The sequence below is a fragment of the Nocardia sp. NPDC059240 genome, assembly GCF_042753865.1.
In the GTDB taxonomy this organism is placed as follows: domain Bacteria; phylum Actinomycetota; class Actinomycetes; order Mycobacteriales; family Mycobacteriaceae; genus Nocardia.
Genome location: NZ_JBHZAC010000002.1, coordinates 342,987 through 368,615, shown reverse-complemented (window position 1 = coordinate 368,615; position 25,629 = coordinate 342,987). Strand labels below are relative to the sequence as shown.

Sequence of the window (25,629 nt, the reverse complement as noted above, 5' to 3'; positions counted from 1 at the left end):
TAACGGTTGGCGCATCTCTGATCGATGGATCAGGATGTGTGCTTCAGCATGCGCGCAGGTACGACGGCAAGGGATGAGGCAGCGGTTCATGGTTCGGGCGGCCGGGGAACAGGGCAAGACGAAGAACGCGGGAGCGCAAGCATGACCCGCCCGGTTCGCCAGCGACCCACCCGCACCCGTCGGCCACGCGTCACCACCCTGCCGCAGCTCATGGCGAACGCGGCCGAGGCCAATCCGAGCGGACTCGCCGTCGTCTACGCCGACGCCGCCGCCACGCTGGGCACGCTGACCTACGCCGAACTCGACGCCCGCTCGACCCGGCTGGCCCGGCTGCTCATCGACCGCGGCATCGGGCCCGAGCATCTGGTCGCCATCGGCATTCCGCGCTCGCTGGACTCGGTGGTCGCGGTGTGGGCCGTCGCCAAGACCGGTGCCGGATACGTCCCGGTCGATCCGAACTATCCGCAGGACCGCGTGACCCATATGGTCACCGACTCGCGGGCGGTGCTCGGGCTGACCGTCGCCAAGGTGCGCCCGGACCTGGCCGACGATGTCGAATGGCTGACCATCGACGCCCCGGACTTCGTGCGCGAGGCGGCGGAGTACCCGGAGGAGGCCATCACCTCCACCGATCGGGTGCGGCCGCTGCGCGCCGAACATCCCGCGTATGTCATCTACACCTCCGGATCGACCGGCAAGCCCAAGGGCGTCGTCGTCACCCAGGCCGGGCTGTCCGGATTCTGCGACGAGCAGCGCGAGCGCTACCGCACCGGAACCGATTCGCGCGCACTGCATTTCGCTTCGCCGTCCTTCGACGCCTCGGTACTGGAACTGCTGCTCGCGCTCGGTGGCGCGGGCGCGCTGGTGGTCGCCTCGCCCGACGTGCTCGGCGGCGACGAACTGGCGGCACTGCTGCGCCGCGAGCGGGTGACCCATGCCTTCATCACCCCCGCCGCTCTCGCCTCGGTCGATCCTGCCGGACTCGACGACCTGCGGGTCGTGGTCGCCGGTGGTGAGGCCTGCCCGCCGGATCTGGTGCGGCGCTGGGTACTTCCGCTCGTCGGTGGCGCGGACCGTGAGTTCTACAACGGGTACGGGCCCACCGAGACCACCATCATGACCAATATCAGTGCGCCGCTGGTGCCCGGTGAACTGGTCACCATCGGTGCGCCGGTGCGCGGCATCACCGAGTACGTGCTCGACGAGCGGCTCGTGCCCGTGCTCGACGGCGTAGTGGGTGAGCTCTACATCAGCGGTGCGCAGGTGGCGCGCGGCTACCACGAGCGGCCCGCACTGACGGCGGCACGCTTCGTCGCGAATCCCTTGGACTCCAGCGGTTCCCGGCTCTACCGAACCGGTGACGTGGTGCGCCGCCTGCCCTCGGGTGAAGTGGAATACCTGGGGCGTAACGACTTCCAGGTCAAGATCCGCGGGTTCCGCATCGAACTCGGGGAGATCGACGCCGTCCTCGGATCGCACCCCAATGTGGACTTCGCCGTCACGGTCGGCCACCAACTCGACACCGGCGCAACGATTCTCGCCGCTTACGTGCACGCCGTGCCGGGCACGACGGTGGATGTCGACGAGCTGACCGCGTTCGCCGAACAGAGCCTGCCCGCGCACATGGTCCCGACCACCGTCATGGTGCTCGACGCCATTCCGCTGACCCCGGTCGGCAAGCTGGATCGCAGCGCCCTGTCCGCACCGCAGTTGCGCACCAAGGAGTTCCGCGCACCCGCCGGTCGGCTCGAGGAGCTGGTCGCGGGCGTCTTCGCCGACCTGCTGGAACCGGCCGATCCGATCGGCGCGGACGACGACTTCTTCGAACTGGGCGGCAACTCGCTCATCGCGACCCGGGTCGCGGCCCGGCTGGGTGCGGAGATCGGCGCGCGCGTCCCGGCCCGCGTGATCTTCACCGCGTCAACCGTCGCCGCACTGGCCACGCAGCTGGAACCCCTGGTGGGTGCCGGGGGACGACCCGCACTCACCGCACAGCCGCGGCCCGAGCGCATTCCGCTGTCGCTGGCGCAGCAGCGGATGTGGTTCCTCAACCAGTTCGATCCGGGCTCGGCCGCCAACAACATTCCCTTCGCCATCCGGCTGCACTCGAGCGATCCAGGCAGGGATGCGCTCGACATTCCGGCGCTGCGGGCCGCCATCGCTGATCTGGTGGAGCGGCACGAGACGCTGCGCACCGTGTACCCGGCCGTGGACGGCACCGGTTACCAGGTCGTTCTGCCTGCGGCACAGGCCGTTCCGGCGCTGACACCGCGACCGGTGGCCGCTGCGGACGTGCCCGCCTGGCTGATGGAGCTGGCCGGGCGCGGCTTCGACGTCGCCGCCGAGGTGCCGTTGCGCATCGAACTGGCCGAGATCGGGTCCGGCGACTACGTCATCGCGGTGGTCGTGCACCACATCGCCGCCGACGGCGCGTCGGTCGGGCCGTTCATGCGGGACCTGCTGACCGCCTACTTCGCGCACCACGGTGGCGCGGCGGTGGCGTGGGAGCCGCTGGCGGTGCAGTACGCCGACTACACACTGTGGCAGCGGGCGCTGCTCGGCGACGAGCAGCAGGCCGATTCGCTGGCCGCGAGCCAGATCGCTTACTGGCGTGCGGCTTTGGCGGGAATCCCGGATCGACTTGAGCTGCCCGCCGACCGGCCGCGGCCCTCGATCGCCAGCGGTCGCGGTGCCGTGCACAAGTTCGAGATCGATGCCGCGCTGCACGCGCGCCTCGACGAGCTCGCCCAGCGCAGCGGCGCGTCGCCGTTCATGGTGATGCACAGCGCGCTCGCCACCCTGCTCGGGCGGCTGTCCGGCTCCGACGACGTTGTGATCGGCACCCCGGTCGCGGGCCGCGGTGAGCGGGAACTCGACGATCTCATCGGCATGTTCGTCAACACGCTGGTGTTGCGCACCCGCATCGATCCCACCGCCAGCTTCGCCGACCTGCTCGACACCGCGAAAGAGACCGATCTGGCGGCCTTCTCGCATGCCGAGCTGCCGTTCGAGCGGCTGGTCGAGGTCCTCGACCCGGTCCGGTCGCAGGCGCATCACCCGCTGTTCCAGGTGGCGCTGTTCTTCCACAATATCGAGACCCCGCGCCTGGAACTGCCGGGTCTGAGCGCCGAGGCCGTCGAACTCGACGGCGCGGTAGCGAAATTCGATCTGCAGCTGTCGGTGATCCCCCGGGTGACCGACGGGGTCGCGGCCGGGATGACGGCCGTATTCACCTATGCCACCGATCTTTTCGACGAAGACACGGTGGCCGGATTCGGTGATCGCCTGGTGCGGCTGCTGTCGGGCATCGCCGCCGATCCGCAGACCCGGCTGGGGGAGTTCGACCTGCTGTCGGCCGCCGAGCGGGAGCGAATCCTGCTGGGCTGGAACGATACCCGGCATCCGGTCGCGCCGGAGCTGCTGCTCGACGGCTACCGCCGCGCCGTCGCCGCGCACCCGGACGCCGTCGCCCTGCACTTCGAGGGCACCGAGCTCACGTACCGCGAATTCGATCAGCGGGTCAACAAGCTGGCGCGTCTGCTCATCGCCTACGGGGTCGGCCCGGAGGCGCTGGTCGGGCTGTCGCTGCGGCGCTCGCCGGAACTGGTGATCGGCATGTACGCGGTGCTCACCGCGGGCGGCGCGTACGTGCCGCTGGATCCCGATCATCCGGCCGACCGCATCGCGCACATCCTCGAAACCGCCCAGCCCGCCTGCGTGCTGACCACCATCGCCGACGCGGTCCCGGTCCCGGACGACACCGGCGTGGTCTACCTGGACGTGCTCGACAACGACGTCTTCAACGGTGCGCCACTGAATCCGGGCGAACTGCTCGGCCGGGTGCTGCCCGAGCATCCCGCCTACGTCATCTTCACCTCCGGCTCCACCGGCCGCCCCAAGGGTGTCGCGGTGTCGCATGCCGCGATCCACAACCAGACCACCTGGATGCTCGACGAGTACCCGATGGGTCCTGGCGACGTCTACCTGCAGAAGACCGCGACCACCTTCGACGTGTCGCTGTGGGGCTACTTCATGCCGTTGCGGACCGGCGCGAAACTCGTGGTCGCCACCCACGACGGGCACCGCGATCCGCAGTACGTGGCGGAATCCATTGCGCGCCACGGTGTCACCGTCACCGACTTCGTGCCGTCCATGCTGACCGTCTTCGCCGCGCACACCGCGCCCGGGGCCCTCGACAGCCTGCGCGACGTCTTCGTCATCGGTGAGGCGCTGCCGCCGGAGACCGTGGCCGCCTTCGCCGCCGTGAGCGGTGCGAAGGTGCACAACCTGTACGGGCCGACCGAGGCCGCCGTGTCGGTGACCTACTGGCAGGCGCGCGGCGACGAGCGGCCGACCGTGCCGATCGGCCTGCCGCAGTGGAACACTCGCGTCTACGTGCTGGACGGGCTGCTGCGCGCGGTTCCGGCCGGTGTCGCCGGTGAGCTGTATCTGGCCGGTGATCAGCTGGCGCGCGGGTACGTGCGACGGCCCGACCTGACCTCGGATCGCTTCGTGGCCAACCCCTTCGGTGTCGGCGAGCGCATGTACCGCACCGGCGACCTGGTGGTCTGGCGGGACGCCGAGGGCGATCGCCCGGCCCGGCTGGACTACATCGGCCGCACCGACTTCCAGGTCAAGTTCCGTGGCCAGCGCATCGAGCTCGGCGAGATCGAGACCGCGCTGCTGGCACAACCTTCCGTGAGCGCGGCCGTCGCCCTGGTCATGCCGTCGGACCTCGGCGATCAGCTGGTCGCCTACGCGGTTCCGAAGCCGGGGCAGACTATCGACGCTGTCGAGCTGCTGCCCGCGCTCGCACATCACCTGCCCGCGTACATGATTCCGGCCACCATCGTGGCGCTCGACGCCTTCCCGTTGAACGCCAGCGGCAAACTGGATCGCAAGGCGCTGCCCGCGCCCACCTTCGTCGGACGCGAATTCCGGGCTCCGGAAACGGCGGTCGAGGAGATCGTGGCCGGAGTGTTCGCAGAGGTGCTCGGGGTGGCCCGGGTCGGCGCCGACGACGACTTCTTCGCCCTCGGCGGCAACTCGCTGGTGGCAACCCAGGTGGTAGCCCGACTCGGCGTCGCCATCGGGGACCGGGTGCCGGTGCGCGCGCTGTTCGAGACGCCGACCGTCACCGCGCTCGCCGCCGTCCTCGAATCGCTGGCCCGCAGCGGCCGCGCCCAGCTGCTGGGTACCATCGAACGCCCGGAGCGGCTGCCGCTTTCGCCCGCGCAGCAGCGCATGTGGTTCCTCAACCGCTTCGAGGACCAGGGCGACGGCACCATCGGCGCGGGCTCGGCGGCCTACAACCTGCCGTTCGCGCTGCGCGTGACCGGCCATCTCGACGTGGATGCGTTGACGCTGGCGCTCGACGATGTGGTGGCCCGGCACGAGGTGCTGCGCACCGTGTACCCGGAAACCCCCGAGGGGCCCGTGCAGGTGGTGCTGCCCGCGGGCAAGGACACCGCCGCCGCCCGCCTGGAATCGGTGCGGGTCACCGAGGCCGAGGTCGCCGCGTCGGTCTACGAGCTCGCCGTGACACCGTTCGATGTCACCCGGCAGGTGCCGATCCGGGTGCGACTGCTCGAAATCACCGACGCCGCAGCGGGTTCCGAATACGTACTCGCCGTGGTCGCGCACCACATCGCCGCCGACGGCTCGTCGATGGCCCCGCTCTCGCGCGACATCATGACCGCCTACGCGTCCCGCGTCGCCGGCGCCGAGCCCGGCTGGGCCCCGCTGGCCGTGCAGTACGCCGACTTCGCGCTCTGGCAGCGCGCCGTGCTCGGCGACGAATCCGATCCGGAATCCGTTGCCGCCCAGCAGATCGCCTACTGGCGGCGCGCCCTCGACGGCCTGCCCGATCTGCTGGAGCTGCCCACCGACCGGCCGCGTCCCGCGGTCGCCTCGCTGGCCGGATCGCGCGTGAACGTGGTCATCGACGCCGACATCCACGCCGGACTGAACCGGCTGGCCCGTGAGCACAACGCCACTCTGTTCATGGTGGTGCACACGGCGTTCGCGCTGCTGCTGTCGCGCCTGTCCGGCACCGCCGACATCGCCATCGGCACCCCGATGGCGGGGCGCGGTGAACGCGAACTCGACGACCTGATCGGCATGTTCGTCAACCAGGTCGTGTTCCACACGCACGTGGACGGCGGCGACACGTTCGCCGAACTGCTGGCCCGCCAGCGCGAAACCGACCTGCAGGCGTTCTCGCACGCCGACATTCCGTTCGAGCGACTCGTCGAGGTGCTCAGCCCGCCGCGCTCGACCGCGCACCACCCGCTGTTCCAGGTCGGCCTGTCCTTCCAGAACATGGCGCAGGAAAGCCTCGAACTGCCGGGGCTGCGCATCGCCGGGCTGCGCGCGGATGTCGAAGTGTCGCAGTTCGATCTGCACCTGATCGTCTCCGACGCCTACGACGAGGCCGGCACGCCTGCCGGAATCGGCGGCTTCATCACCTACGCCTCCGACCTCTACGACGCCGAAACCGTCGCCGGACTGCTGGAACGCCTGCAGCGACTGCTCGCCGCCGTCGTCGCCGACGCCTCGGTGCGGGCCGGGGACATCGATCTGATGTCCGCGCAGGAGCGGGCCGAGATCGTGCTGGGGCGCAATGCCACCGCGCATCGGGTGGACGCGGCCGCCACGCTGCCTTCGCTGCTGAACGCGGGCGTGACCGCCGCTCCCCAGAACGACGCGCTCGTCGCTCCCGACGGCACCGTCATCACCTACGGCCAGCTCGGACTTCGGGTGAATCGCCTGGCGCGCTACCTGATTTCGCGCGGGGTCGGCCCCGAGACCCGGGTCGCGCTGGCGCTGCGGCGCTCGGTGGATCTGGTCGTCGCCATGTACGCGGTATCGGTGGCCGGTGGCGTGTATGTGCCGGTGGATCCGGATCAGCCGGAGGAGCGGACCGGGTACATTCTGAAGACCGCCGCACCGCTGTGCGTGCTCACCAACTCCGAATCCGGCTTCGACTCCATCCTCGCGCCGGTGCTGAACCTGGCCGATCTGCGGCTGGAATCCTTTGCCGGACACGGGGTCACCAATGCCGAGCGGCTCGCGCCGCTGCGGCCGGGCAATACCGCCTACGTCATCTTCACCTCCGGCTCGACCGGCCGCCCGAAGGGTGTGGCGGTGCCGCACCAGGCGGTCGTCAACCAGTTGCGCTGGAAGACCACGGAATTCGGGCTGGGCGCGCGGGACGCGGTGCTGCTCAAGACCGCCGCCACCTTCGACCTGTCGGTGTGGGAATTCTGGTCGGCCGCCGTCTCCGGTGGCCGCCTGGTGATCGCCTCCGCTGACGGACACCGCGATCCGGCCTACCTGAACCAGCTCATGGCCCGCGAGGGCGTCACCACACTGCACGTGGTGCCGTCCATGCTGGACGCGCTGATGGTGGAATCCGGTGGGGCGCTGACGGATTCGCTGCGCCGCGTGCTGGCCATCGGTGAGGCGCTGCCCGCCGCCGTGGCGCAGCGGTTCCGCACCGAGAACCCCGACACCGCGCTGTTCAACCTGTACGGGCCGACCGAGGCGGCGGTGTCCATCACCAGCCACGCGGTCACCGAGGCGGACCGGCTGTCCGTGCCGATCGGCGCGCCGGAATGGAATTCGCGGGTCTACGTCCTCGACGCCCGGCTGCGGCCGGTGCCGGTGGGCGTATCCGGCGAGCTGTACCTGGCCGGTGCGCAGCTGGCTCGCGGCTACTTCGCGCGGCCGGACCTGACCGCGGATCGCTTCGTGGCCAACCCGTTCGGGCATGGCGAGCGCATGTACCGCACCGGTGACCTGGTGGCCTGGAATGCCGCCGGAGAGCTGGAATACCGGGGTCGCACCGACTTCCAGGTGAAGATCCGCGGCTTCCGCATCGAACTCGGCGAGATCGAGGCCGCACTGCTGGCGCTGCCCCAGATCGCGCAGGCAGCGGTGCTGGCCAAGTCGGACGCCCGCACGGGCGACCGGCTGGTGGCCTACCTGGTGGGCTCGGATATCGATGTGGCCCAGGTGAAGTCGGCCTCGGCCGCCGCGCTGCCGTCCTACATGGTGCCGTCGGCGTTCGTGGTGCTGGACGCGCTGCCGCTCAACGTGAACGGCAAGCTGGACCGTAAAGCCCTGCCGGATCCCGAAGTCGAGGCCACGGCGTTCCGCGCGCCGTCGACGCCCATCGAGGAGATCGTCGCGGGCGTCTTCGCCGAGGTACTCGGTGCCGAGCGGGTCGGCGCGGACGACGACTTCTTCGCCCTCGGCGGAAACTCGCTGGTGGCAACGCAGGTCGCGGCCCGGCTGGGTGCGGCCCTCGACACCCGCGTGCCCGTCCGGATCCTCTTCGAAGCGCCGAGCGTGGCCGCGCTCGCCATCAAGGTCGAGCAGCACGCGGGCCTGGGCCGCAAGGCGCTGACCGCCGGACCGCGACCGGAACACATTCCGCTGTCACTGGCGCAGCAGCGCATGTGGTTCCTCAACCAGTTCGACACCACCTCGGCGGCCTACAACATTCCGGCCGCCGTGCGCCTGACCGGTGAGCTGAACGTCGCTGCGCTGCAGCAGGCCGTGGCCGACACTATCGGCCGCCACGAGTCGCTGCACACCGTCTACCCGCAGGTCGACGGCGCGGCCACCCAGGTCATCCGGCCCGCCGCGCAGGTGGTCCCCGACCTGACCCCGAGCCTGGTGACGGCGGGTTCGCTGCGGCATCGCATCGCGGGCATCCTCGCCACCGGCTTTGACGTGGCGCGCGAGGTTCCGTTGCGGGCCAAGCTGTTCCGCGTCGAAGGCGCCGAGGCCGAGCACGTGCTGGTCTTCGTGGCCCACCACATCAGCGCCGACGGTTGGTCGATGGGCCCGTTCACCCGCGACATCATGCTGGCCTACGCGGCCCGCATCAACGGTGACGCCCCGGCGTGGGCTCCGCTGCCGGTGCAGTACGCGGATTACACGCTGTGGCAGCGCGAAGTACTGGGCTCCGAGGATGATCCGGACAGCCTGATCTCCGCGCAGGCCGACTTCTGGCGGACCACGCTGGCCGGGCTGCCCGATGAGCTGAACCTGCCGTCCGATCGCCCGCGCCCGCCCGTGGCGTCGCTGCGCGGCGGCACCGTGTCGTTCGAGATCGGCGCGGAGTTGCAGCAAGCGCTGCAAGGCATTGCGCGGGAACGCAATGCGACGCTGTTCATGGTCATGCACACCGCGCTCGCGGTGTTCCTCTCCCGGCTCTCGGGCACCAACGACATCGCGATTGGCACGCCGATCGCGGGCCGTGGTGAGGCCGAACTCGACGACGTGATCGGCATGTTCGTCAACACCCTGGTGCTGCGGACCCGCGTCGCCGGGCAGCGGACCTTCGACGAGTTGCTCGCCGAGGTCAAGGACGCCGACCTGGCCGCCTTCGCGCACGCCGACGTCCCGTTCGAGCGGCTGGTCGAACTGCTCAACCCGGAGCGCTCGACCGCGCGTAACCCGCTGTTCCAGGTGGCGTTGTCGTTCGAGAACCTGCCCGACGCCGGGTTCGAACTGCCCGGATTGCGGGTCGGCGCGGTCGATTTCGAGGTCGACACCGCGAAATTCGATCTGCAACTGACCGTCGTCGGCGGCGGTGCGGCCGGTGCCACCGGCATCCTCACCTTCGCCCGCGACCTGTTCGACGCGGAAACCGTCGAGGTGTTCGGGCAGCGCTTCCTGCGCCTGCTCACCGATATCGCGGCCCGGCCGCAGCATTCGGTCGGCGACCTGGAACTGTTGTCGCCCACCGAATTCGCGGACCTCACCGACCGCACCGGTGGCCCCGCCCAACGGCCCGGCACCCTGCCGGAGCTGCTGCGCGCGGCGGTCCGGTCCAACCCGACCGGACCCGCGGTGGTGCTGCGCGGCCGAGCCTTCAGCTACACCGATCTGGACGCCGCCTCCTCGAAGCTGGCGCGCGCCCTCATCAATCACGGTGCCGGACCGGAAGTCCGGGTCGCCGTGGCGCTGCGGCGATCCATCGAATCGGTGCTGGCCACCTGGGGCGTCACCAAGACCGGTGCCGCCTTCGTGCCGGTCGATCCGGACTATCCGGCCGACCGCATCGGGCACATGATCACCGATTCGGGTGCGCGGCTCGGTCTCGCGCTCAGTGCGGATATCGCTGCCCTGCGCGAACTCTCGGCCGATATCGAATGGATCGCACTCGACGAGCAGCGGTTCGTGATCGAGGTCGATCGCCGTCCGGACACGCCGATCACCGACGCCGACCGCCGCCACCCGCTGCGGCCCGACCACGCGGCCTACGTCATCTACACCTCCGGCTCGACCGGTGTGCCCAAGGGCGTCGTGGTCGCCCACGCCGGCCTGGCCACCTTCGCCGCTGCGCAGGTCGAGTGGTACGGGCTCGACGCCAACACGCGCGCACTGCATTTCGCGTCACCGTCGTTCGACGCGTCGATGCTGGAATTCCTGCTCGCCATCGGCGCGGGCGGCGCGCTCGTGGTGGTGCCGCCGGGCACCTACGGCGGCGAGGACCTCGCCGAGCTGATCCGCCGCGAACAGGTCAGCCACGCGTTCATCACCACCGCCGCGCTCTCCACCTTCGACCCGGCGGGCCTCGATACGCTGCGCGTCCTCGCCACCGGAGGCGAGGCCATGCCCGTCGACCTCGCCGACAAGTGGGCGGTGCCGCTCGGCGACGAGGACGGCACCCTGCGCCGCTTCCACAATGTCTACGGCCCGACCGAGACCACCATCGTCACGACCATCGGAAAACCGCTGCTGCCGGGCGATCCGGTGACCATCGGCGGGCCGATCGCGGGTACGCAGGCCCTCGTCCTCGACAACCGGCTGCGGCCGGTGCCGGTCGGCGCTTCGGGCGAGCTGTACCTGTCGGGCATCCAGTTGGCGCGTGGCTATCACGACCGGCCGGGCCTAACCGCGGATCGCTTCGTGGCCAACCCGTATGCCGCTGGCGTGCGCATGTACCGCACCGGTGACGTGGTGCGCTGGACGCCGGACGGGCTCATCGAATACGTGGGCCGCTCCGACTTCCAGGTCAAGATCCGCGGCTTCCGCATCGAACTCGGCGAGATCGACGCCGTGCTCGGCGCGCACGAGAGCGTGGACTTCGCGGTCACCGTCGGCCACCGCACCCCCGCCGGGGCGACCATCCTGGCGTCCTACGTGCTGGCCGCGCCGGGACGCACCCTCGACACTTCGGTGCTCACCGAGCATGTCGCGGGCCGGCTGCCGGAATACATGGTGCCGACGGCCATTACGGTCCTCGACACCATTCCGCTCACCCCCGTCGGCAAGCTCGATCGCCGGGCCCTGCCCGAACCGGTCCTCACCCGCCGCGAATTCCAGGCTCCGAGAACCGCTTTGGAGCAGACGGTGGCCGCCACCATCGCCGAGGTGCTCGGCGTGGAGCGGGTCGGCGTCGCGGACAACTTCTTCTCCCTCGGCGGCAACTCACTGCTGGCCACCCGCGTGGTCAGCGAGCTGAACCAACGGCTCGACGGAGCCAACGTCCGGGTCGCCTGGTTCTTCACCGATCCGACCGTGGCCGGGCTCAGCGCCAAGATCGCCGCCGGTACCGACGCCGACTCCGAGGTGGAGGCCAGCCTCGCGCCGATCCTGTCGATCCGCGCGGAAGGCACCCGGCCGCCGCTGTTCTGCGCGCCGCCGCTGTCCGGCCTGGCCTGGCCGTTCGCCGGACTGGCCGAGCACCTGCCCGCGGATCAGCCGATCCTCGGACTGCAGTCGCCCGCGCTGACCGAGAACGACTACGACCCGGCCACTTTCGCGGAGATGATCGGCCGCTACCTCGCGGCCATGCGCTCCGTGCAGCCGCACGGGCCGTACCGGGTCATCGGCTACTCGATGGGTGGCCTCATCGCCCACGCCCTCGCCACCGAACTGCGGGCGGCGGGGGAGCAGGTCGAACTGCTCGGCCTGCTCGACGCCTTCCCGGAAATCGACCTCGAATACTTCCGGTCCACGGTGCGTGCGGAATTCATGCAACTGGGCGTGCCCGCCGACGCCTTCCCGGCCGACCTGCGCGACCTGGGCGACGACGCGCTCGCCGCCCTGACCGCCGCGCTGCCGCCGGAACTCGCCGTGCTCACCCTCGACCGGATGCGGCGCATCTATCGGGGTGCCATGGGGGCCGTGCAGTTGATCACCGAGTACCGGCCCGACCGGTTCGACGGGCGGATCGAACTGTTCCGGGCCACCGTGCACGACGCCGGCGAACGGGCCGGATCGGCGGCGGAATGGTCACCGTTCGCGGCCGATGTCTCCGATTACGCTGTGCCGCTGCGGCATCAGCAGATGACGAGCACCGAGGCGTTCGCGGAGATCGGGCCGCGACTGGCCGAACTGCTCGCCCGCGCGGACGCGGGGGAGGAGGCGTCGGTCGAACCCGAAGCCGCCGAGCCCGAGGTCGCCGAGCCCGAAGCCGTTGCGGCCGCGGACGAATGGGACTCCGGGGCGGACTGGGCCATCACCCAGGTGCTGCCGATCATCCGGCCCGAGGATCTCGCGGCCGGGCTGAAGCCCGCCGAAGCCGACGATGCCGCCGAGCTGGAAGCTGAGATCGAGCCGGAACCGGAGCCCGAGCCGGAGCCAGAGGCAGTGGTCGAGGACGAGCCGAAGGTGGAAGCGGCGCAGCCGACATCCGCGCGCCCCGTCCACATCGAGCCGCGACTGACCTCCGTCGGTGACGTCTCGCCGCTCCCGGCCGGTGCTGTCGGCTTGCTCGAGGTGGAACCGTCCGGACTCTGGGTCCGTGCCATCACCATCGATATCGCCGAAGGCATCTCCGGCACCCGGGTGCGCCGCTCGGTGGCCAGCCTGCTCGACCGCCACCCGGGCCTCTGGGCCCGGCTGCGGCGCGACGGCGACGCGGTGGCCCTCGACATTCCCGCGCAACAGCCGCGCGGGGCGGCCGTCGTCTGGCAGATCGACCCCAACGTGGAAGCGGTCGGCAATCCGATCGAAGCCGTAATCCACGCCGCCTCCGCCGAATTGAACCCCGAGAAGGGGTACAACATGCGGTTCGTGCTGATGGAGAACGTGGACACCGGCGGCGATCCGGCCGACCGGCCCGCCGCCGTACTGGTGGTCGTCGCCAACGGCCTGGTGGTGGACGACACCTCCTGGCGCACCGTCATCGAGGACCTCACCGCCTCCTGGTCCGGTGGCCACACCACCCCCCACAGCGCCGACGCGCACCCGCTCGGCATTGCCCGCGCGCTCGCGCAGCGGGCCGTCGACGCCGAGACCGTCGACGAATTGGCCTGGTGGCGTAAGACGCTCGCCGACGTCAGCGCGGGGGTGTCCCCGAGCGACGTGCTCGGTGCCGCCGAATCCGGTGGGCGCGGCCGCGTCTCGGTGTCCATCACCGGTGAAGGCGCGGCGGCCGTCGACGGTGCGGCCCGGCGCTACGGTGCCAGCATCGACGACGTCCTGCTGGGCGCCCTGGCCACCGCACTGCACGACCCGGCCGCCGAAACCCTGCGCGACACACTGGGTTCGGTGGTGCGGCTGCTGGCCGACGGTCGCGACGGCAATGATCCGGCCGGGCAGCGCACGGTCGGCGCGTTCAGCACCGCCTACCCGTTCCCGCTGCGGCTCGAGGGCGTCGACGTCGCCGAGGTGCGCGCCGGGGGCGCGGCGGCAGGCAAGGTCATCGAGCAGGTGCGCGACAGTGCCCGCGAGATCCCGTCGCAGGGCGTCGGTTTCGGGTTGCTGCGGTACCTGAACCCGGAGACCGCCGACGAGATCGGGGCACTGCCGGTGGGCCGCATCGGCTTCCGCTACCGCGATCTGCGCCCGGCGCGGGTCTATCCGGAACCGGTCGCCGACGACCTGTACCTGGACGTCACCGTCGACACCAGTCAGGACGGGCTCGTCGCCCGCTTCGACTTCGTCGGCGCGGTGCTCGGCCTCGATCAGGTCAAGCAGCTCGTCGAGGGCTGGGTGCAGGCCCTGGGCGGACTGGCCGAACACGGTCGCTGAGCGGCCGGGAAACGGTCGCCGAGAAGGCTGGGAATGCGATAACGGAACGATTACGCGCGGCGGTCGGGTGCGGCCGCCGCGCGACCAAGTCGTAATATTGCGCGGTGTTGCGGCGATGAAATAAGCCGTATGGTCTGTCGGGGTCGGTACCACTGGAAACACCCAGGCCGCGGGGTCGCCGACCTCTGAATTCGACACGAGATGAAGGTGCAAAACATTGATTCGTCGACATGTCCGGAACGGAAGGCGCGGGGTGCGTGCCGCGGCCTTCCTCGCTGCCACAGCGGTTCTCACCGGTCTCATGACCGGAGTCGGCGGCGGCACCGCCTCCGCTGACCCGATCATCGACGGCAAGAAGCTGCTGGCCGACCCGGTCTCCGCCGACGGTTCGAAGATCACCAAGGCCGAGATGAAGGACGACCGGAACATCCGGCTCTACGTCTACTCCGCGGCCATGGGCGCCACCTACCCGGTCGATGTGCAGCGGCCCGCCGACGCCTCGGTCCCGCGCCCGACCCTGTACCTGCTCAACGGTGCCGGCGGCGGTCAGGACGACGCCTCCTGGGTCAAGAAGACCAATATCGTCAACGGCTTCCTCGGCGACAAGAACGTCAACGTGGTCCAGCCCATCGGCGGCAAATGGTCCTACTACCAGGACTGGGACAACGACGATCCGGTCCTCGGCCGCAACAAGTGGACCACCTTCTTCAGCGAGGAACTGCCCCCGCTGATCGACGCCGCGCTCGGCACCAACGGCGTCAACGCCATCTCCGGCATCTCCACCTCCGGCACCACCGTGCTCACCCTCGCCGAGGCCAAGCCGGACCTCTACAAGTCCGTCGCCGCCTACTCCGGCTGCGCACAGATGGCCGACCCGCAGGGCCAGGAGTTCATGCGCCTGACCGTCGAGACCTGGGGCGGCGGCAAGCTCGAGAACATGTACGGGCCGTCGGATTCGCCCGAATGGGCCCAGCACGATCCGGTCATCAATGCCGAAAAGCTGCGTGGCATCAACCTTTACATCTCCTCCGGCAGCGGCCTGCCGGGCCAGTGGGACACCCTCAACGGCCCGTACACCCTGCCCGGCGCATACGGTCTGGCCAACCAGATCATCGTCGGCGGCGTGATCGAGGCGGGCACCAACTTCTGCAGCCACAACCTGGCCAACAAGCTGAACTCGCTGGGCATCCCGGCCACCTACAACTTCCGGGCCACCGGCACCCACTCGTGGGGCTACTGGAACGACGAGTTCATCAACTCGTGGCCGGTCCTGGCCCAGGGCCTCGGCATCTAGCCGATTCTTGACGACGCACGACAGCCCGGCACCGAAAGGTGCCGGGCTGTCTGCCGTTAAGGCCCCGTTTGCCGTTATGGCTATGGTCACAAGTCGGCAGGTGGGACTAAACAAAAAGTTAGGGAACCCGTAAACTCACTCTGTGAGTACCAGAGTGGCCGATCAGCGCAGCCCGTTCCAGCGAGCGCGATCGGTCACGGTCCTACTCGGTCCCGCCTTCGTCGCGGCCATCGCCTACGTCGACCCCGGCAATGTGGCATCCAATATCAGCGCGGGGGCACAGTACGGCTACCTCCTGGTGTGGGTCATCGTGATGGCCAACATCATGGCCGGGCTGGTGCAATTCCTGTCCGCGAAACTGGGCCTCGTCACCGGCAGGTCGCTGCCGGAACTGGTGCGCGAGCGATCGAGCCGGCCGGTCCGGATCGGCTACTGGGCGCAAGCCGAGACCGTCGCCGTCGCAACCGATCTCGCGGAAGTGGTCGGCGGCGCGATCGCGCTCAACCTGCTGTTCGGGCTGCCGCTGCTGGTCGGCGGCGTCATCACCGGCATCGTGTCGATGGGCCTGCTGCTGATCCAGAACCGGCGCGGTCAGCAACCTTTCGAGCGCGTCATCACCGGCCTGCTCGGCGTCATCGCCGTCGGATTCCTTGCCTCCCTGTTCATCTCACCGCCCTCGGCCTCGGAAGCCGTGGGGGGCCTGGTACCCCGCTTCGAGGGTTCGGGCAGCGTGCTGATCGCGGCGGCCATGATCGGCGCGACCGTCATGCCGCACGTCGTCTACCTGCACTCCGGCATGGCCCGCGACCGGCACGGGCACCCGGAAGCGGGTGCACCCCGGAATCGATTGCTGCGCATCACCCGCTACGACGTCGGACTGGCCATGCTGCTGGCCGGCACGGTGAACCTGGCCATGCTGCTCACCGCCGCGAGCACGCTGCGCGGCCGCGAGGGCGTGGACACCATCGAGGGCGCGCACGCCGCGATCCGGGACGTCCTGGGTCCGGCCGCCGGACTGCTGCTCGCGGTCGGACTGCTCGCCTCCGGCCTGGCGTCCACCTCGGTCGGGGCCTACGCGGGAGCCATGATCATGCAGGGTCTGCTGCACCGGCACATCCCGCTGGTGGTGCGCCGGGTGGTGACATTGATTCCGGCGCTGGTGGTGCTGGCCCTCGGCATCGATCCCACCCGCGCCCTGATCATTTCGCAGGTGGTGCTGTCCTTCGGCATCCCGTTCGCGCTCATCCCGCTGGTCCGCTTCACCAGCGACGCCGGACTCATGGGCGACAACGTCAACCGCCGCCTCACCACCGCCCTGGCCTGGCTGGTGGCGGCCGTCATCACGGCACTGAATGTGGTGCTGATCTACCTCACCGCCACCGGAAAGGGCTGACGCGCCGGGCTATTCGGCGAAGACGGCCTTGCGCTTGGACAGCATGGCGGCCGCGCCCTCGGCGAAATCGGGGGAGTCCAGCAGTTCGCACTGACCGGACTTCTCGGCCGCCAGCACGGCGTCGAACGAGGTCAGCGCCGCCGTTCCGAGAGCGCTCTTGGTGAGTTCGAGGGCGCGGCGCGGGCCGTGCGAGAGCTTGGCGATCGCGGCCTCGACCTTGGCGTCCAGGGCCTCCTCGGAATAGACGCCCGCGACCAGGCCGTGCTCCAGCGCCTTCGCCGCCGGGAGTCGCTCACCCAGCAGCGCCATCTCGGCGGCCAGCGGCCGACCGGCGGCCGCGGCCACCAGGGCCGCCGCGCCGCCGTCGGGCATGAGGCCGATATTGATGAAGGCGAGCAGCAGGTAGGAGTCCTCGGAGAGGTACGACAGGTCGGCGGCCAGCGCGAGGGCCACGCCGATTCCGGCGGCCGAGCCCTTGACCCGGGCGATCACCGGAATCGGGGCCTCGACAATGGCTTTGACCATCGCGTTGGCCCCGTCCAGGATCATCTCGTTGGTGATGCCGCGCTCGGTGTACTCGTCCGCGGCCGCCAAGTCCGCGCCGGTGCAGAAGTCGCCGCCCTCGCCCGTCAGTACGATGACCCGCACGGCCGGGTCGGCGGAGGCGGCCCGCACGGTGTCGCCGAGGCCCACCATGGTGTCGTAGGTGAGGGCATTCTTGCGCTTGGGATTGGTGAAGGTGATGCGCAGCACCCGCCCGTCCTGGATCGCGGTGTAACCCGTAGTGGTCGCGATATCGGTCATCGGGCGCTCCCCAGATATATATGCGGCGGCATTGCCGCAGACTGTGTTCGGCTTTGCGAATTGTGGTTAACTTAAGGTCGTTCGTCCGGCACTGTCAACAGCCGGAGGCCCGGAGAAGGAGAAACTGTATGGTCGCCGATCGCAGCGAGGCAGCCCTCGCTTCCGCGCGACCGGACAGTGAACCCGCGGCAACCACGGCCGAGTCCGGCCCGCGTCGTCGGCCCAAGAACCGCAAGGCCCAAATCGCACGGGTAGCGGCCCGAGCCTTCTCCGAACGCGGCTACCACCCGGTCGGCGTCGACGAGATCGCCGCCGAGGTCGGCATCTCCGGCCCGGCCCTCTACCGGCATTTCAGAAATAAATACGCGCTGCTGGTGGCGACCGCGGAAATGGGCGCGCAGCAATTGCTCGACGCCGCCAAGGCCGCCGACAATCCCGAGTTGGAACCGGAACCGCGACTCACCGCAATGATCCGCGGCATCGCCGAGTACACCATCGACGTGCGCCGCGAAGGCGGGCTGTACCGCTGGGAACGCCGCTACCTCGAACGCGCCGACCGAGACCGCATCCGCGTCATCTACACCGAACTGCACGACACTCTCGCCGCCGCAATCGAACCGCTGTACCCCGACGCCGACCCGGTCGACATCCAACTGCGATCCGCCGCGGTGCTCAGCGCCATCGGTTCCATCACCGCGCATCGCACCGCACTGTCCACCACGCGGCTGATCAACCTGATCATCGAAATCTGCTGGGACATCCTGCGCTGCGAACTGCCGCCCGCGCCCGGACCCGTCACCGGCGACCCGATCGTGCGCGGCCTGCCCGTCATCTCCAAGCGGGAACAACTGCTCACCGAGGCCATTCGCATCTTCGGCCGGCAGGGCTACCACGAGGCCAGCATCGAGGAGATCGGCGCGGCCGCGGGCATCAACGCCTCCAGCGTCTACCGCTACTTCGCCAGCAAGGCCGACCTGCTGGCCGCCGCCCTGCACCGCACCGCCGAACGGGTCGCCATCGCCAACAACGAGGCCCTGGCCGAGGCCACCAGCCGCGCCGACGCGGCCGTACGCATCGCCGACCGCTTCGCCCGCATGACCTTCGCCATGCCCGAGATCCTGCCGGTCTACTTCGCCGAATTCCCCAATCTGCCCGCCTCCGAACAACATCGGCTCCGGTCGGTGCAGCGGCAGAACGTGCTGGAATGGGCCAACCTGCTCGACGGCGACCAGATCGAGGCCCGCTTCCGGGTGCACGCCGCCATCGCGCAGGTCGCCGACGTCGGCCGCCGCATCCGCTTCGACGGGCGGCCGGAGAATCTGGCGCGGGTCGGCGCGGTGATGCGGGCAGTCCTACTGGGTGTGCCCGCAGCAGCGTCAAACCCGGTGCCGCAGGCGGAACAGGGCACGGGCGACGCGTAACCGGCGCGGGTGCTTGTCGAAGGTGCCCGAGGTGATCTGATCCGAGGGATGCCTTTCGGTGATCGTCTGTGAACGGGTGAATTCGCGCAGCGACTGCGGATCACGAATCCGGCCGGGGCCGTTCACGCCGTAGACCGGGGTCGAATTGACGGTGATCAGCTCACTGCGCAGCCGGCCCGCGAACTCCGGGACGCTGCGCACATCGCGCGTGAAAACCGCTACGGTCGGCGGCCGTTCGGCGGCATTGAGCCGCTCGGCCGCCTCGTCCATGGTGGCCACCCGCTGAATCACCAGCATCGGTCCCACTGCCGCACCGGTGATCGCGGTGCTCACCTCGGGCACCTCGGTGAGCACGATCGGCTCGATATAGGGCTCGCGAATGGACTCCAGGCCACCGACCACCGGCCGCCCGCCCCGGGTGATGGCATCGCGCACCTGACGACGCACCACCTCGATCTGGGACTCCAGGATCATCGGGCCGTAGGCGGCCCGGCGATCCGCGCCCGGGCGCAACCGTTTGGCCTGGCCCGCAACCAGTTCCAGGAACGGTTCGTACACCGAGTCGGCGACGTACACGCAGCGCACACCCGCGGGCTGCTGACCGGAATTGGCCATCGCGCCGTACACCGCGGCCGCGGCGGCGGTGTCGAGCTTCGCGTCGACCTGCACCACCATCGCCCCGCGTCCACCCCGCTCGACGATCAGGGGAGTGGACGATTGCGCGGCCAGCGTGGCGATCTCGCGGGCCCCCGCACCCGATCCGGCATAGGCCAGCTTGTCCAACCGGGTCCGGCACAGTGCGGCGGCGGTGGCGCTGTCGCCCGTGACCACCTGCAGCACAGGCTGATTCGGGGCCAGCTCGTTCCAGGTGTCGGCCAGCCACGCGCCCACGCCGGGGGTCAGCTCGCTGGGTTTGAACACCACGGCATTGCCGGCGGCCATCGCGCCCGCGATCGAATTCATCGGGGTGAGAACGGGATTGTGCCAGGGGCCCAGCACGCCGATCACACCCAGCGGCAGGTGGCCGACGGTGCCGGTGGGTTCGCGGCGCAGCGAGGCGCGCAACCGGGTGGTGCGGCCCAGCGTCCGCTCGGCATGGCGCGCAACCCAATCCAGATGCTCGACGGCCAGGGTCACCTCGATGGCGGCGTCCAGGCGCGGCTTGCCGGTCTCACTCGAGATCAACTCGACCAGGTCCCGGGTGCCGCGGGCGAGGGCCCGCTTCCAATCCAGCAGCCAGCGTTTGCGCGCGTCGAATCCCAATGCCGCCCACCACTGTTCGGCGCTGCGCGCCGAGCGGACGGTGCGGGTCAGCTCGCCCGCGCCCATGCTGGCGTATTCGCCCACGACCTCCCCGGTACGCGGATCGTAGGACGTCAGCACCTTGGATCGGCTCGCACCGGCGCGCCCTGTTGCCGGCTGCGCCGACTCGGCCATGGTCAACCTCTCGTGGCCTGTGAATGTCTCTCCCCGCCAAGGCCAGACTATGGTTCGAGTCGCAGATGCGACAAGGTAGCGAAATCACCGCATACCGTCCGGTCTGCGCCTGGATCAGCAGCTATTCGGGGACCCGTCAGTTTGTGACCAAGCACACAGTTTGCCGATGGCTGCTTCGGCAAAGAAACGGCCCCACTTCGGATGCGCCGGTAACATCACGCCAGGCGGTGTGGATCATCCCGAAGGGTTACCCCTCTCGGATGTGGGGACCCGCCGCCGGGGCTACATAATTTCAGCCCGACCAGCCGATAGTGGAGAGTTGATGCCCAGCTTGGACAGACCGGATTCCGTAGCACCCGACGAACCGGCCGTTTACGTCGAAGACGTCCGCAAATCCTTCGGCGACGTGCACGCCCTCCAAGGGGTCAGCTTCACCGCCGCGCGCGGCCAGGTGCTGGGCATTCTCGGACCCAACGGGGCCGGCAAGACCACCATGGTCAAGATCCTGTCCACCCTGCTGCGCCCGGACTCCGGCATCGCCCGCATCGCCGGACACGATGTGCGCGCCGACGCGCCCGCCGTCCGCCGGTCCATCATGATGACCGGCCAGTACGCGGCCCTCGACGAGAACCTCTCCGGGCGCGAGAACCTCGAACTCTTCGGCCGCCTCATGGGCCTACCCCGCAAGGCCGCCCGGCAGCGCGCCGACGACCTGCTCGAAGAATTCGACCTCACCGGCGCTGGCCGCCGCGCCGTCCGCCACTACTCCGGCGGCATGCGCCGCCGCGTCGACATCGCCTGCGGCCTGGTCGTCCGGCCCGAAGTGGTGTTCCTCGACGAACCCACCACCGGCCTGGATCCGCGCTCGCGCCAAGGCGTCTGGGACCTGGTCACCGCGCTCAAGACCCAGGGCATCACCGTCCTGCTGACCACGCAATACCTCGAAGAGGCCGACGTGCTCAGCGACAACATCATCGTCATCGACAAGGGCACCGTCATCGCCGAAGGCACCGCCGACGCCCTCAAGGAGAAGACCGGCGGCAGCTACTGCGAGGTCGTGCCGCTGGACCCCAAGCAGCTGCTCACCGCCTCCGACGCGCTCGGCGACCTGGTCCCCGACGCGGTCCGCGCGGAGTTGGAAGGCGCCGACCGGCTTTCGATCCCGGCCCCGGACGGGGCGGGCACCCTGTCGGAGGCGCTGCGCCGGCTCGACAGCGCCGGCGTGCGGCTCGCCGACATCGGCCTGCGCCGGCCCTCCCTCGACGACGTGTTCCTCACCCTCACCGGACACTCCGGCACCAAGCCGCACGGCGACCCCGCGGAACAAGCATGACCGCCACCGCGGCCGACGCCGCCGACCTCTTCGCCGGGGTACCGCCCGCCCGGCCCAACAGCTTCGCGCAGTGGCGCGCGCTCACCGGACGGGTCGTCTGGGTGATGGCCACCAAGGGTGAGCTGATCGTCGCGGTGATCGTGCCGCTGATCTTCACCCTCGGCTTCTACCTGCCGTTGAAGTACGTCATGGCGTTCAGCGGCATCAACTACGCGCAGTTCGTCATGCCGATCATCGTGCTGCAGACCATGTCGTTCACCATGATGTCGAACGCACAGCTGGCCGCGTACGAATCCATGACCGGACTCAACACCCGCATGCAGACCATGCCCATCGGGGCGATGGTCCCGCTGGTGTCGCGACAGTCCGCGGGCCTGGTGCGCTCGGTCGTATCGCTCATCGCGGCGCTCGGCTGGGGCTACCTCATCGGGTTCCGCTTCGTCGCCGGGTTCGGGCAGGCCGCACTGTTCTGCCTCTTCTCCATCGCGGTCGGCACCGTGCTGGCCATCGGCGCCGACGGGCTCGGGTCACTCTCCAAGAGCCCCGAATCCCTGAGCCAGGCTTTGACATTGCCGACGCTGATCTTCGGCATGATGTCCTGCGGCTTCGTGCCCGAGGACGGATTCCCCCGGTGGGTGCGGCCGTTCGTGCGCAATCAGCCCATCTCCCAGTTCTCCTTCGCGCTGCGTGACATGGCCGCGCACGGGGTGACCTGGCAGGTGCTGTGGGTGCCGCTGGTGTGGTTGATCGGCGGCCTGGCGGTCTTCATGCCGCTGGCCGTCTGGGCGAGTACGAGGCGATCATGAGTATGACGGTGACAGAAGCGGATTCGTGGGTCGGACATCAGCCGCTGCCGGTGGTGAAACCACGGTCGGAGGGCACCTTCTCGATCTGGGTGGAACAGAGCCTGATCCAGTGCAAGCGGCTGCTCATGGGCTGGATGCGTGACCCCTCCACCACCATCCAGACGCTGGTCTTCCCCGCGGTCACGCTGATCATGTTCCGGATCGTGCTGGGCGACTCCATCACCCGTGCCACCGGCGCACCCAGCATCTACGGCACCACCCCGATGGTCATGCTGGTCGCGGCCATGTCCGGATCCACGGTCAGCGCCCTCGGCTTCAAGGTCGAGAAGGCGACCGGACTGCTCGGGCGGTTCCACACCATGCCCATCCACCGCGCCGCCGGGCTCACCGGACGCCTGCTGGCCGAGGCCATCCGCGTGATCATCACGTCGCTGTTCGTGCTGGTCGTGGGTGTCGCGCTGGGCTTCCGGTTCTGGAACGGCTTCGCGGCTTCGATTGCCATGCTGAGCATTCCGGTCCTGTTCGCGATCGGGTTCGCGGTGCTGGTGACCGCGCTCGCCACCCTCACCGAGGGCATCATGCTGGTGTCGATCGTCAGCCTGGTCAACACCCTGCTGATGTTCTTCAACTCCGGATTCGTGCCGGTGCTCGCCTACCCGACCTGGCTGCAGACGACCGTGGAGAACCAGCCGATGAGCACGGCCATCGACGCCATGCGCGGACTGTCGCTCAGCGGACCCATCGCGACGCCGCTGCTGAAGACGGTGGCGTGGACGGTCGGCATGATCGTGGTGTTCGCGTACCCGGCGATCCGCGGCTACCGCCGCGCGGCGGAGACCGGCGCATAGAGCCTGGCGCGGAGTGTGGTCCGCGTCACGTTAAGGTTGCCCCATGGCTTACCTGGTTACCGGGGCAACCGGGTTCATCGGTCGATTTCTGGTACCGGAACTCCTGAAACGCGGTGGGGACGTCCACGTGCTGGTCCGTCCCGGCGAGGACTCCGTGCTGCGGTTCAACCGCTGCCTCCGCGCATGGGATGCCCGCGACCGGGTGCGCCCGGTCCGCGGCGACCTCGCCGCACCCGGACTCGGCATCGACTCCAGCTGGATTGCGGCACAGCGCGGTTCGATCGACCACGTCTTCCACCTGGCCGGCGGCTTCGACGCCACCGGCGCGGGCGGCGGCACCCGCCGCGTGGCCGAACTCGCGGCCGCGCTGGAAGCCGGACGGCTGCACCACGTTTCGACCGCGCGCGTCGCCGGGGCCTGGGAGGGCCTGTTCACCGAGGGCATGACCGACGTCGGGCAGCTGCTGCCCACGCCGTATCAGCGCGCCATGCTGCGGGCCGAACAGGACGTGCGCGAGCAGACCGCCGTACCGTGGCGGATCTACCGGCCCGCCATCGTCATCGGCGACTCCCGCACCGGCGAGATCGACCGCATCGACGGGCCCTACTACTTCTTCCGGCTGCTGCGCATGGCCGCCCAGCTGCCGCGCATCCTGCCGGTGGTCGCGCCCAAACTCGGCGAAACCAATATGGTCCCGGTCGATTACGTGGTGCGCGCCCTCGACCACATCGCCCACCGCCCCGGCGACGGACCCTCCACCTATCACCTGGTGGATCCGCGCGAGCAGAGCGTGGCCGAGGTCTTCAACCTCTTCGCCGACGAGGCGGGCGCGCCGCACCTGATCGAAGTCATGCCCAAACCGACCCTCGACGTCACCCTGCGCGTGCCCGGCATGGGGTGGGCGCTGCGTCAGGTCGGCATCCCCATGGACGTCATCGAGGACACCGAATTCGCCTGCCGCTTCGACTCCCGGCACACCGCCGCCGCCCTCGCCGGCACCGACATCAAGGTTCCGCCGCTGGCCGCCTACGCCTCGATCATCTGGAAGTACTGGATCGAGAACTGGGTGTGAGGGGTCAGGAGTGCGTGGAGTCCTCGGGTAGCAGCAGATCGGACTCCGGGCGCGGCTGCCCGTAATCCCAGCCCAGCCAGCGGTTTCGGTTGGTCCAACCGACCAGGTCGTAGCGCCAGCGGAACGGGTAGGTGGTGGCGACCGTCATGAACAGGGCGGTACCCAGCGCGGTGTAGTCGGCATGGGCGGACAGCAGGGCGCGTTGTTGGCGCGGCGGGCGGGTGAAGAAGGCGTCGAACATGGCAATGGACTGGGCGGTCGTCAGTCGGCCCAGGCCGTACACGCCACGCATGCGCATCCAGTGCACCAGCCTGGCCTGCCGCGGCCACAAGGCCTCGATGGGATCGGTGCCGCGCTGGACCGCGTCGAGCGCGGTGTCCACCAGCGACAGTGAATCCGCCACGCAATACCCGGTGATCGGGTGCATCATGCCGCCGCGCGAACCGAACGGGATCACCTGTCCGCGACCGGCTTCCGGCGGAACCGCGTCGAGCGGATAGTGCGCGGCCTCGGTCGGCTCGTCGCCACGCAACCGAATCCCGTGCGCGGCCAGCCGATTCAGCGTGCGCCGCCGCAACTCGTGCTGGGGCATGCCGCCGCGCAGGCCGAGACTGGTCTCCTCGAAGATCACCGTGCCGTCCCCGAGCGGCACCGAGTACAGGAACGACGGCGGCTCGTCCGGGCCCGCGCCGTTCTCGTCACGCCAATCCAGCAGCAGGCCCTCGCCCTCGCGCACCATGGGCGCAGCAATGTCCTCGTCCACGAAAATGCCGTGCGCACTGGCGGTACGGCGCGCGGCCGGGGCCGACTGCCCGCGAGTGTCGAACACGGTCGCCGCCCGCACCTCGGTGCCGTCGGACAACTCCACCCGATGCGCCTCGACAATGCGGGCGCGACCGGTGATCACCGTCGCGTCATCCAGCGGTAGCGCGTCGAACAGGCCCTGCTTGGACAGCACACAGTAGGGGCGCGGAATCCGATGCTCGGCCGCCGTCCACACCACCGGTGCGTCGATCCGGCTGGCAATCGCGCTGTGCCCCAGCCACTCCGGCAGCTCATCCACCCAGCATGAATACGTGGGCCCCCACAGCCGCGTCGGCCGCGAGTCGATCGCGACCACCCGCAGACCCGCCGCCATCGCGCGATGCGCCAACGCCCGCCCCGTGGGACCGAGCCCCACCACACACACGTCGGCGGCTCTGCCGACCTCTCGGCCACTCATA

The 25,629-nt window shown here is 69.6% G+C and carries 11 protein-coding genes; 8 read left to right on the top strand and 3 right to left on the bottom strand.

Going from position 1 to position 25,629, the window contains the following annotated elements; genetic code table 11:
* Positions 1–48: 48 nt before the first annotated feature.
* The 3 genes from ACFXHA_RS07480 to ACFXHA_RS07470 all read left to right on the top strand — a co-directional run bounded on the left by ACFXHA_RS07480 (position 49) and on the right by ACFXHA_RS07470 (position 16,685).
* The gene (locus ACFXHA_RS07480; RefSeq protein ID WP_379354026.1) at positions 49–13,998 is read left to right on the top strand and encodes an amino acid adenylation domain-containing protein; all 13,950 of its coding nucleotides are present in this window, start codon (positions 49–51) and stop codon (positions 13,996–13,998) included.
* Between the two features lie 301 nt (positions 13,999–14,299).
* Complete coding sequence (locus ACFXHA_RS07475; protein ID WP_379354985.1) at positions 14,300–15,292, top strand: alpha/beta hydrolase; 993 nt, start codon at positions 14,300–14,302, stop codon at positions 15,290–15,292.
* A 142-nt stretch (positions 15,293–15,434) separates the two neighbouring features.
* Positions 15,435–16,685, top strand: a complete 1,251-nt coding sequence (locus tag ACFXHA_RS07470; RefSeq protein ID WP_379354024.1) for an Nramp family divalent metal transporter — start codon at positions 15,435–15,437, stop codon at positions 16,683–16,685.
* A gap of 9 nt (positions 16,686–16,694) precedes the next feature.
* Here the strand turns inward: ACFXHA_RS07470 and ACFXHA_RS07465 are convergent, their stop codons facing one another.
* Positions 16,695–17,489 (bottom strand): enoyl-CoA hydratase-related protein, encoded by a 795-nt coding sequence (locus ACFXHA_RS07465; protein WP_379354022.1) that lies wholly within the window; start codon positions 17,487–17,489, stop codon positions 16,695–16,697.
* Between the two features lie 128 nt (positions 17,490–17,617).
* Between ACFXHA_RS07465 and ACFXHA_RS07460 the strand changes: the two genes are divergently transcribed.
* The gene (locus tag ACFXHA_RS07460; RefSeq protein ID WP_379354020.1) at positions 17,618–18,910 is read left to right on the top strand and encodes a TetR/AcrR family transcriptional regulator; all 1,293 of its coding nucleotides are present in this window, start codon (positions 17,618–17,620) and stop codon (positions 18,908–18,910) included.
* Here ACFXHA_RS07460 and ACFXHA_RS07455 read toward each other — a convergent pair.
* A complete protein-coding gene (locus tag ACFXHA_RS07455) occupies positions 18,866–20,347 on the bottom strand; it encodes an aldehyde dehydrogenase family protein (RefSeq protein WP_379354018.1) in 1,482 nt (493 codons plus the stop codon). The two genes, ACFXHA_RS07460 and ACFXHA_RS07455, sit on opposite strands and share 45 nt — an antisense overlap.
* A 322-nt stretch (positions 20,348–20,669) precedes the next feature.
* On the opposite strand from ACFXHA_RS07455, the gene ACFXHA_RS07450 reads away from it, so the two are divergent.
* From ACFXHA_RS07450 to ACFXHA_RS07435, 4 genes are read left to right on the top strand one after another with little or no spacing between them, the layout of a single operon-like run.
* Positions 20,670–21,680 carry an ATP-binding cassette domain-containing protein gene (locus ACFXHA_RS07450; protein WP_379354016.1) on the top strand — a complete coding sequence of 337 codons (1,011 nt, stop codon included), beginning with the start codon at positions 20,670–20,672 and terminating at the stop codon, positions 21,678–21,680.
* The gene (locus ACFXHA_RS07445) at positions 21,677–22,486 is read left to right on the top strand and encodes an ABC transporter permease (protein WP_379354014.1); all 810 of its coding nucleotides are present in this window, start codon (positions 21,677–21,679) and stop codon (positions 22,484–22,486) included. The genes ACFXHA_RS07450 and ACFXHA_RS07445 overlap by 4 nt, the downstream gene beginning before the upstream one ends.
* Positions 22,483–23,334 carry an ABC transporter permease gene (locus ACFXHA_RS07440; RefSeq protein ID WP_379354012.1) on the top strand — a complete coding sequence of 284 codons (852 nt, stop codon included), beginning with the start codon at positions 22,483–22,485 and terminating at the stop codon, positions 23,332–23,334. The genes ACFXHA_RS07445 and ACFXHA_RS07440 overlap by 4 nt, the downstream gene beginning before the upstream one ends.
* Before the next feature lie 43 nt (positions 23,335–23,377).
* Complete coding sequence (locus ACFXHA_RS07435) at positions 23,378–24,406, top strand: SDR family oxidoreductase (RefSeq protein ID WP_379354010.1); 1,029 nt, start codon at positions 23,378–23,380, stop codon at positions 24,404–24,406.
* A 4-nt stretch (positions 24,407–24,410) separates the two neighbouring features.
* On the opposite strand, the gene ACFXHA_RS07430 is transcribed toward ACFXHA_RS07435, so the two are convergent.
* The gene (locus tag ACFXHA_RS07430) at positions 24,411–25,628 is read right to left on the bottom strand and encodes a lycopene cyclase family protein (protein ID WP_379354008.1); all 1,218 of its coding nucleotides are present in this window, start codon (positions 25,626–25,628) and stop codon (positions 24,411–24,413) included.
* Between the last annotated feature and the right edge of the window lies 1 nt (position 25,629).

Excerpts from the sequence above, each read along its gene's own strand:
- ACFXHA_RS07480 (WP_379354026.1), top strand. The coding sequence starts at position 49 with ATGCGCGCAGGTACGACGGCAAGGGATGAGGCAGCGGTTCATGGTTCG.
- ACFXHA_RS07475 (WP_379354985.1), top strand. The coding sequence starts at position 14,300 with ATGACCGGAGTCGGCGGCGGCACCGCCTCCGCTGACCCGATCATCGAC.
- ACFXHA_RS07465 (WP_379354022.1), bottom strand. The coding sequence starts at position 17,489 with ATGACCGATATCGCGACCACTACGGGTTACACCGCGATCCAGGACGGG.
- ACFXHA_RS07460 (WP_379354020.1), top strand. The coding sequence starts at position 17,618 with ATGGTCGCCGATCGCAGCGAGGCAGCCCTCGCTTCCGCGCGACCGGAC.
- ACFXHA_RS07455 (WP_379354018.1), bottom strand. The coding sequence starts at position 20,347 with ATGGCCGAGTCGGCGCAGCCGGCAACAGGGCGCGCCGGTGCGAGCCGA.
- ACFXHA_RS07450 (WP_379354016.1), top strand. The coding sequence starts at position 20,670 with ATGCCCAGCTTGGACAGACCGGATTCCGTAGCACCCGACGAACCGGCC.
- ACFXHA_RS07445 (WP_379354014.1), top strand. The coding sequence starts at position 21,677 with ATGACCGCCACCGCGGCCGACGCCGCCGACCTCTTCGCCGGGGTACCG.
- ACFXHA_RS07440 (WP_379354012.1), top strand. The coding sequence starts at position 22,483 with ATGAGTATGACGGTGACAGAAGCGGATTCGTGGGTCGGACATCAGCCG.
- ACFXHA_RS07435 (WP_379354010.1), top strand. The coding sequence starts at position 23,378 with ATGGCTTACCTGGTTACCGGGGCAACCGGGTTCATCGGTCGATTTCTG.
- ACFXHA_RS07430 (WP_379354008.1), bottom strand. The coding sequence starts at position 25,628 with ATGAGTGGCCGAGAGGTCGGCAGAGCCGCCGACGTGTGTGTGGTGGGG.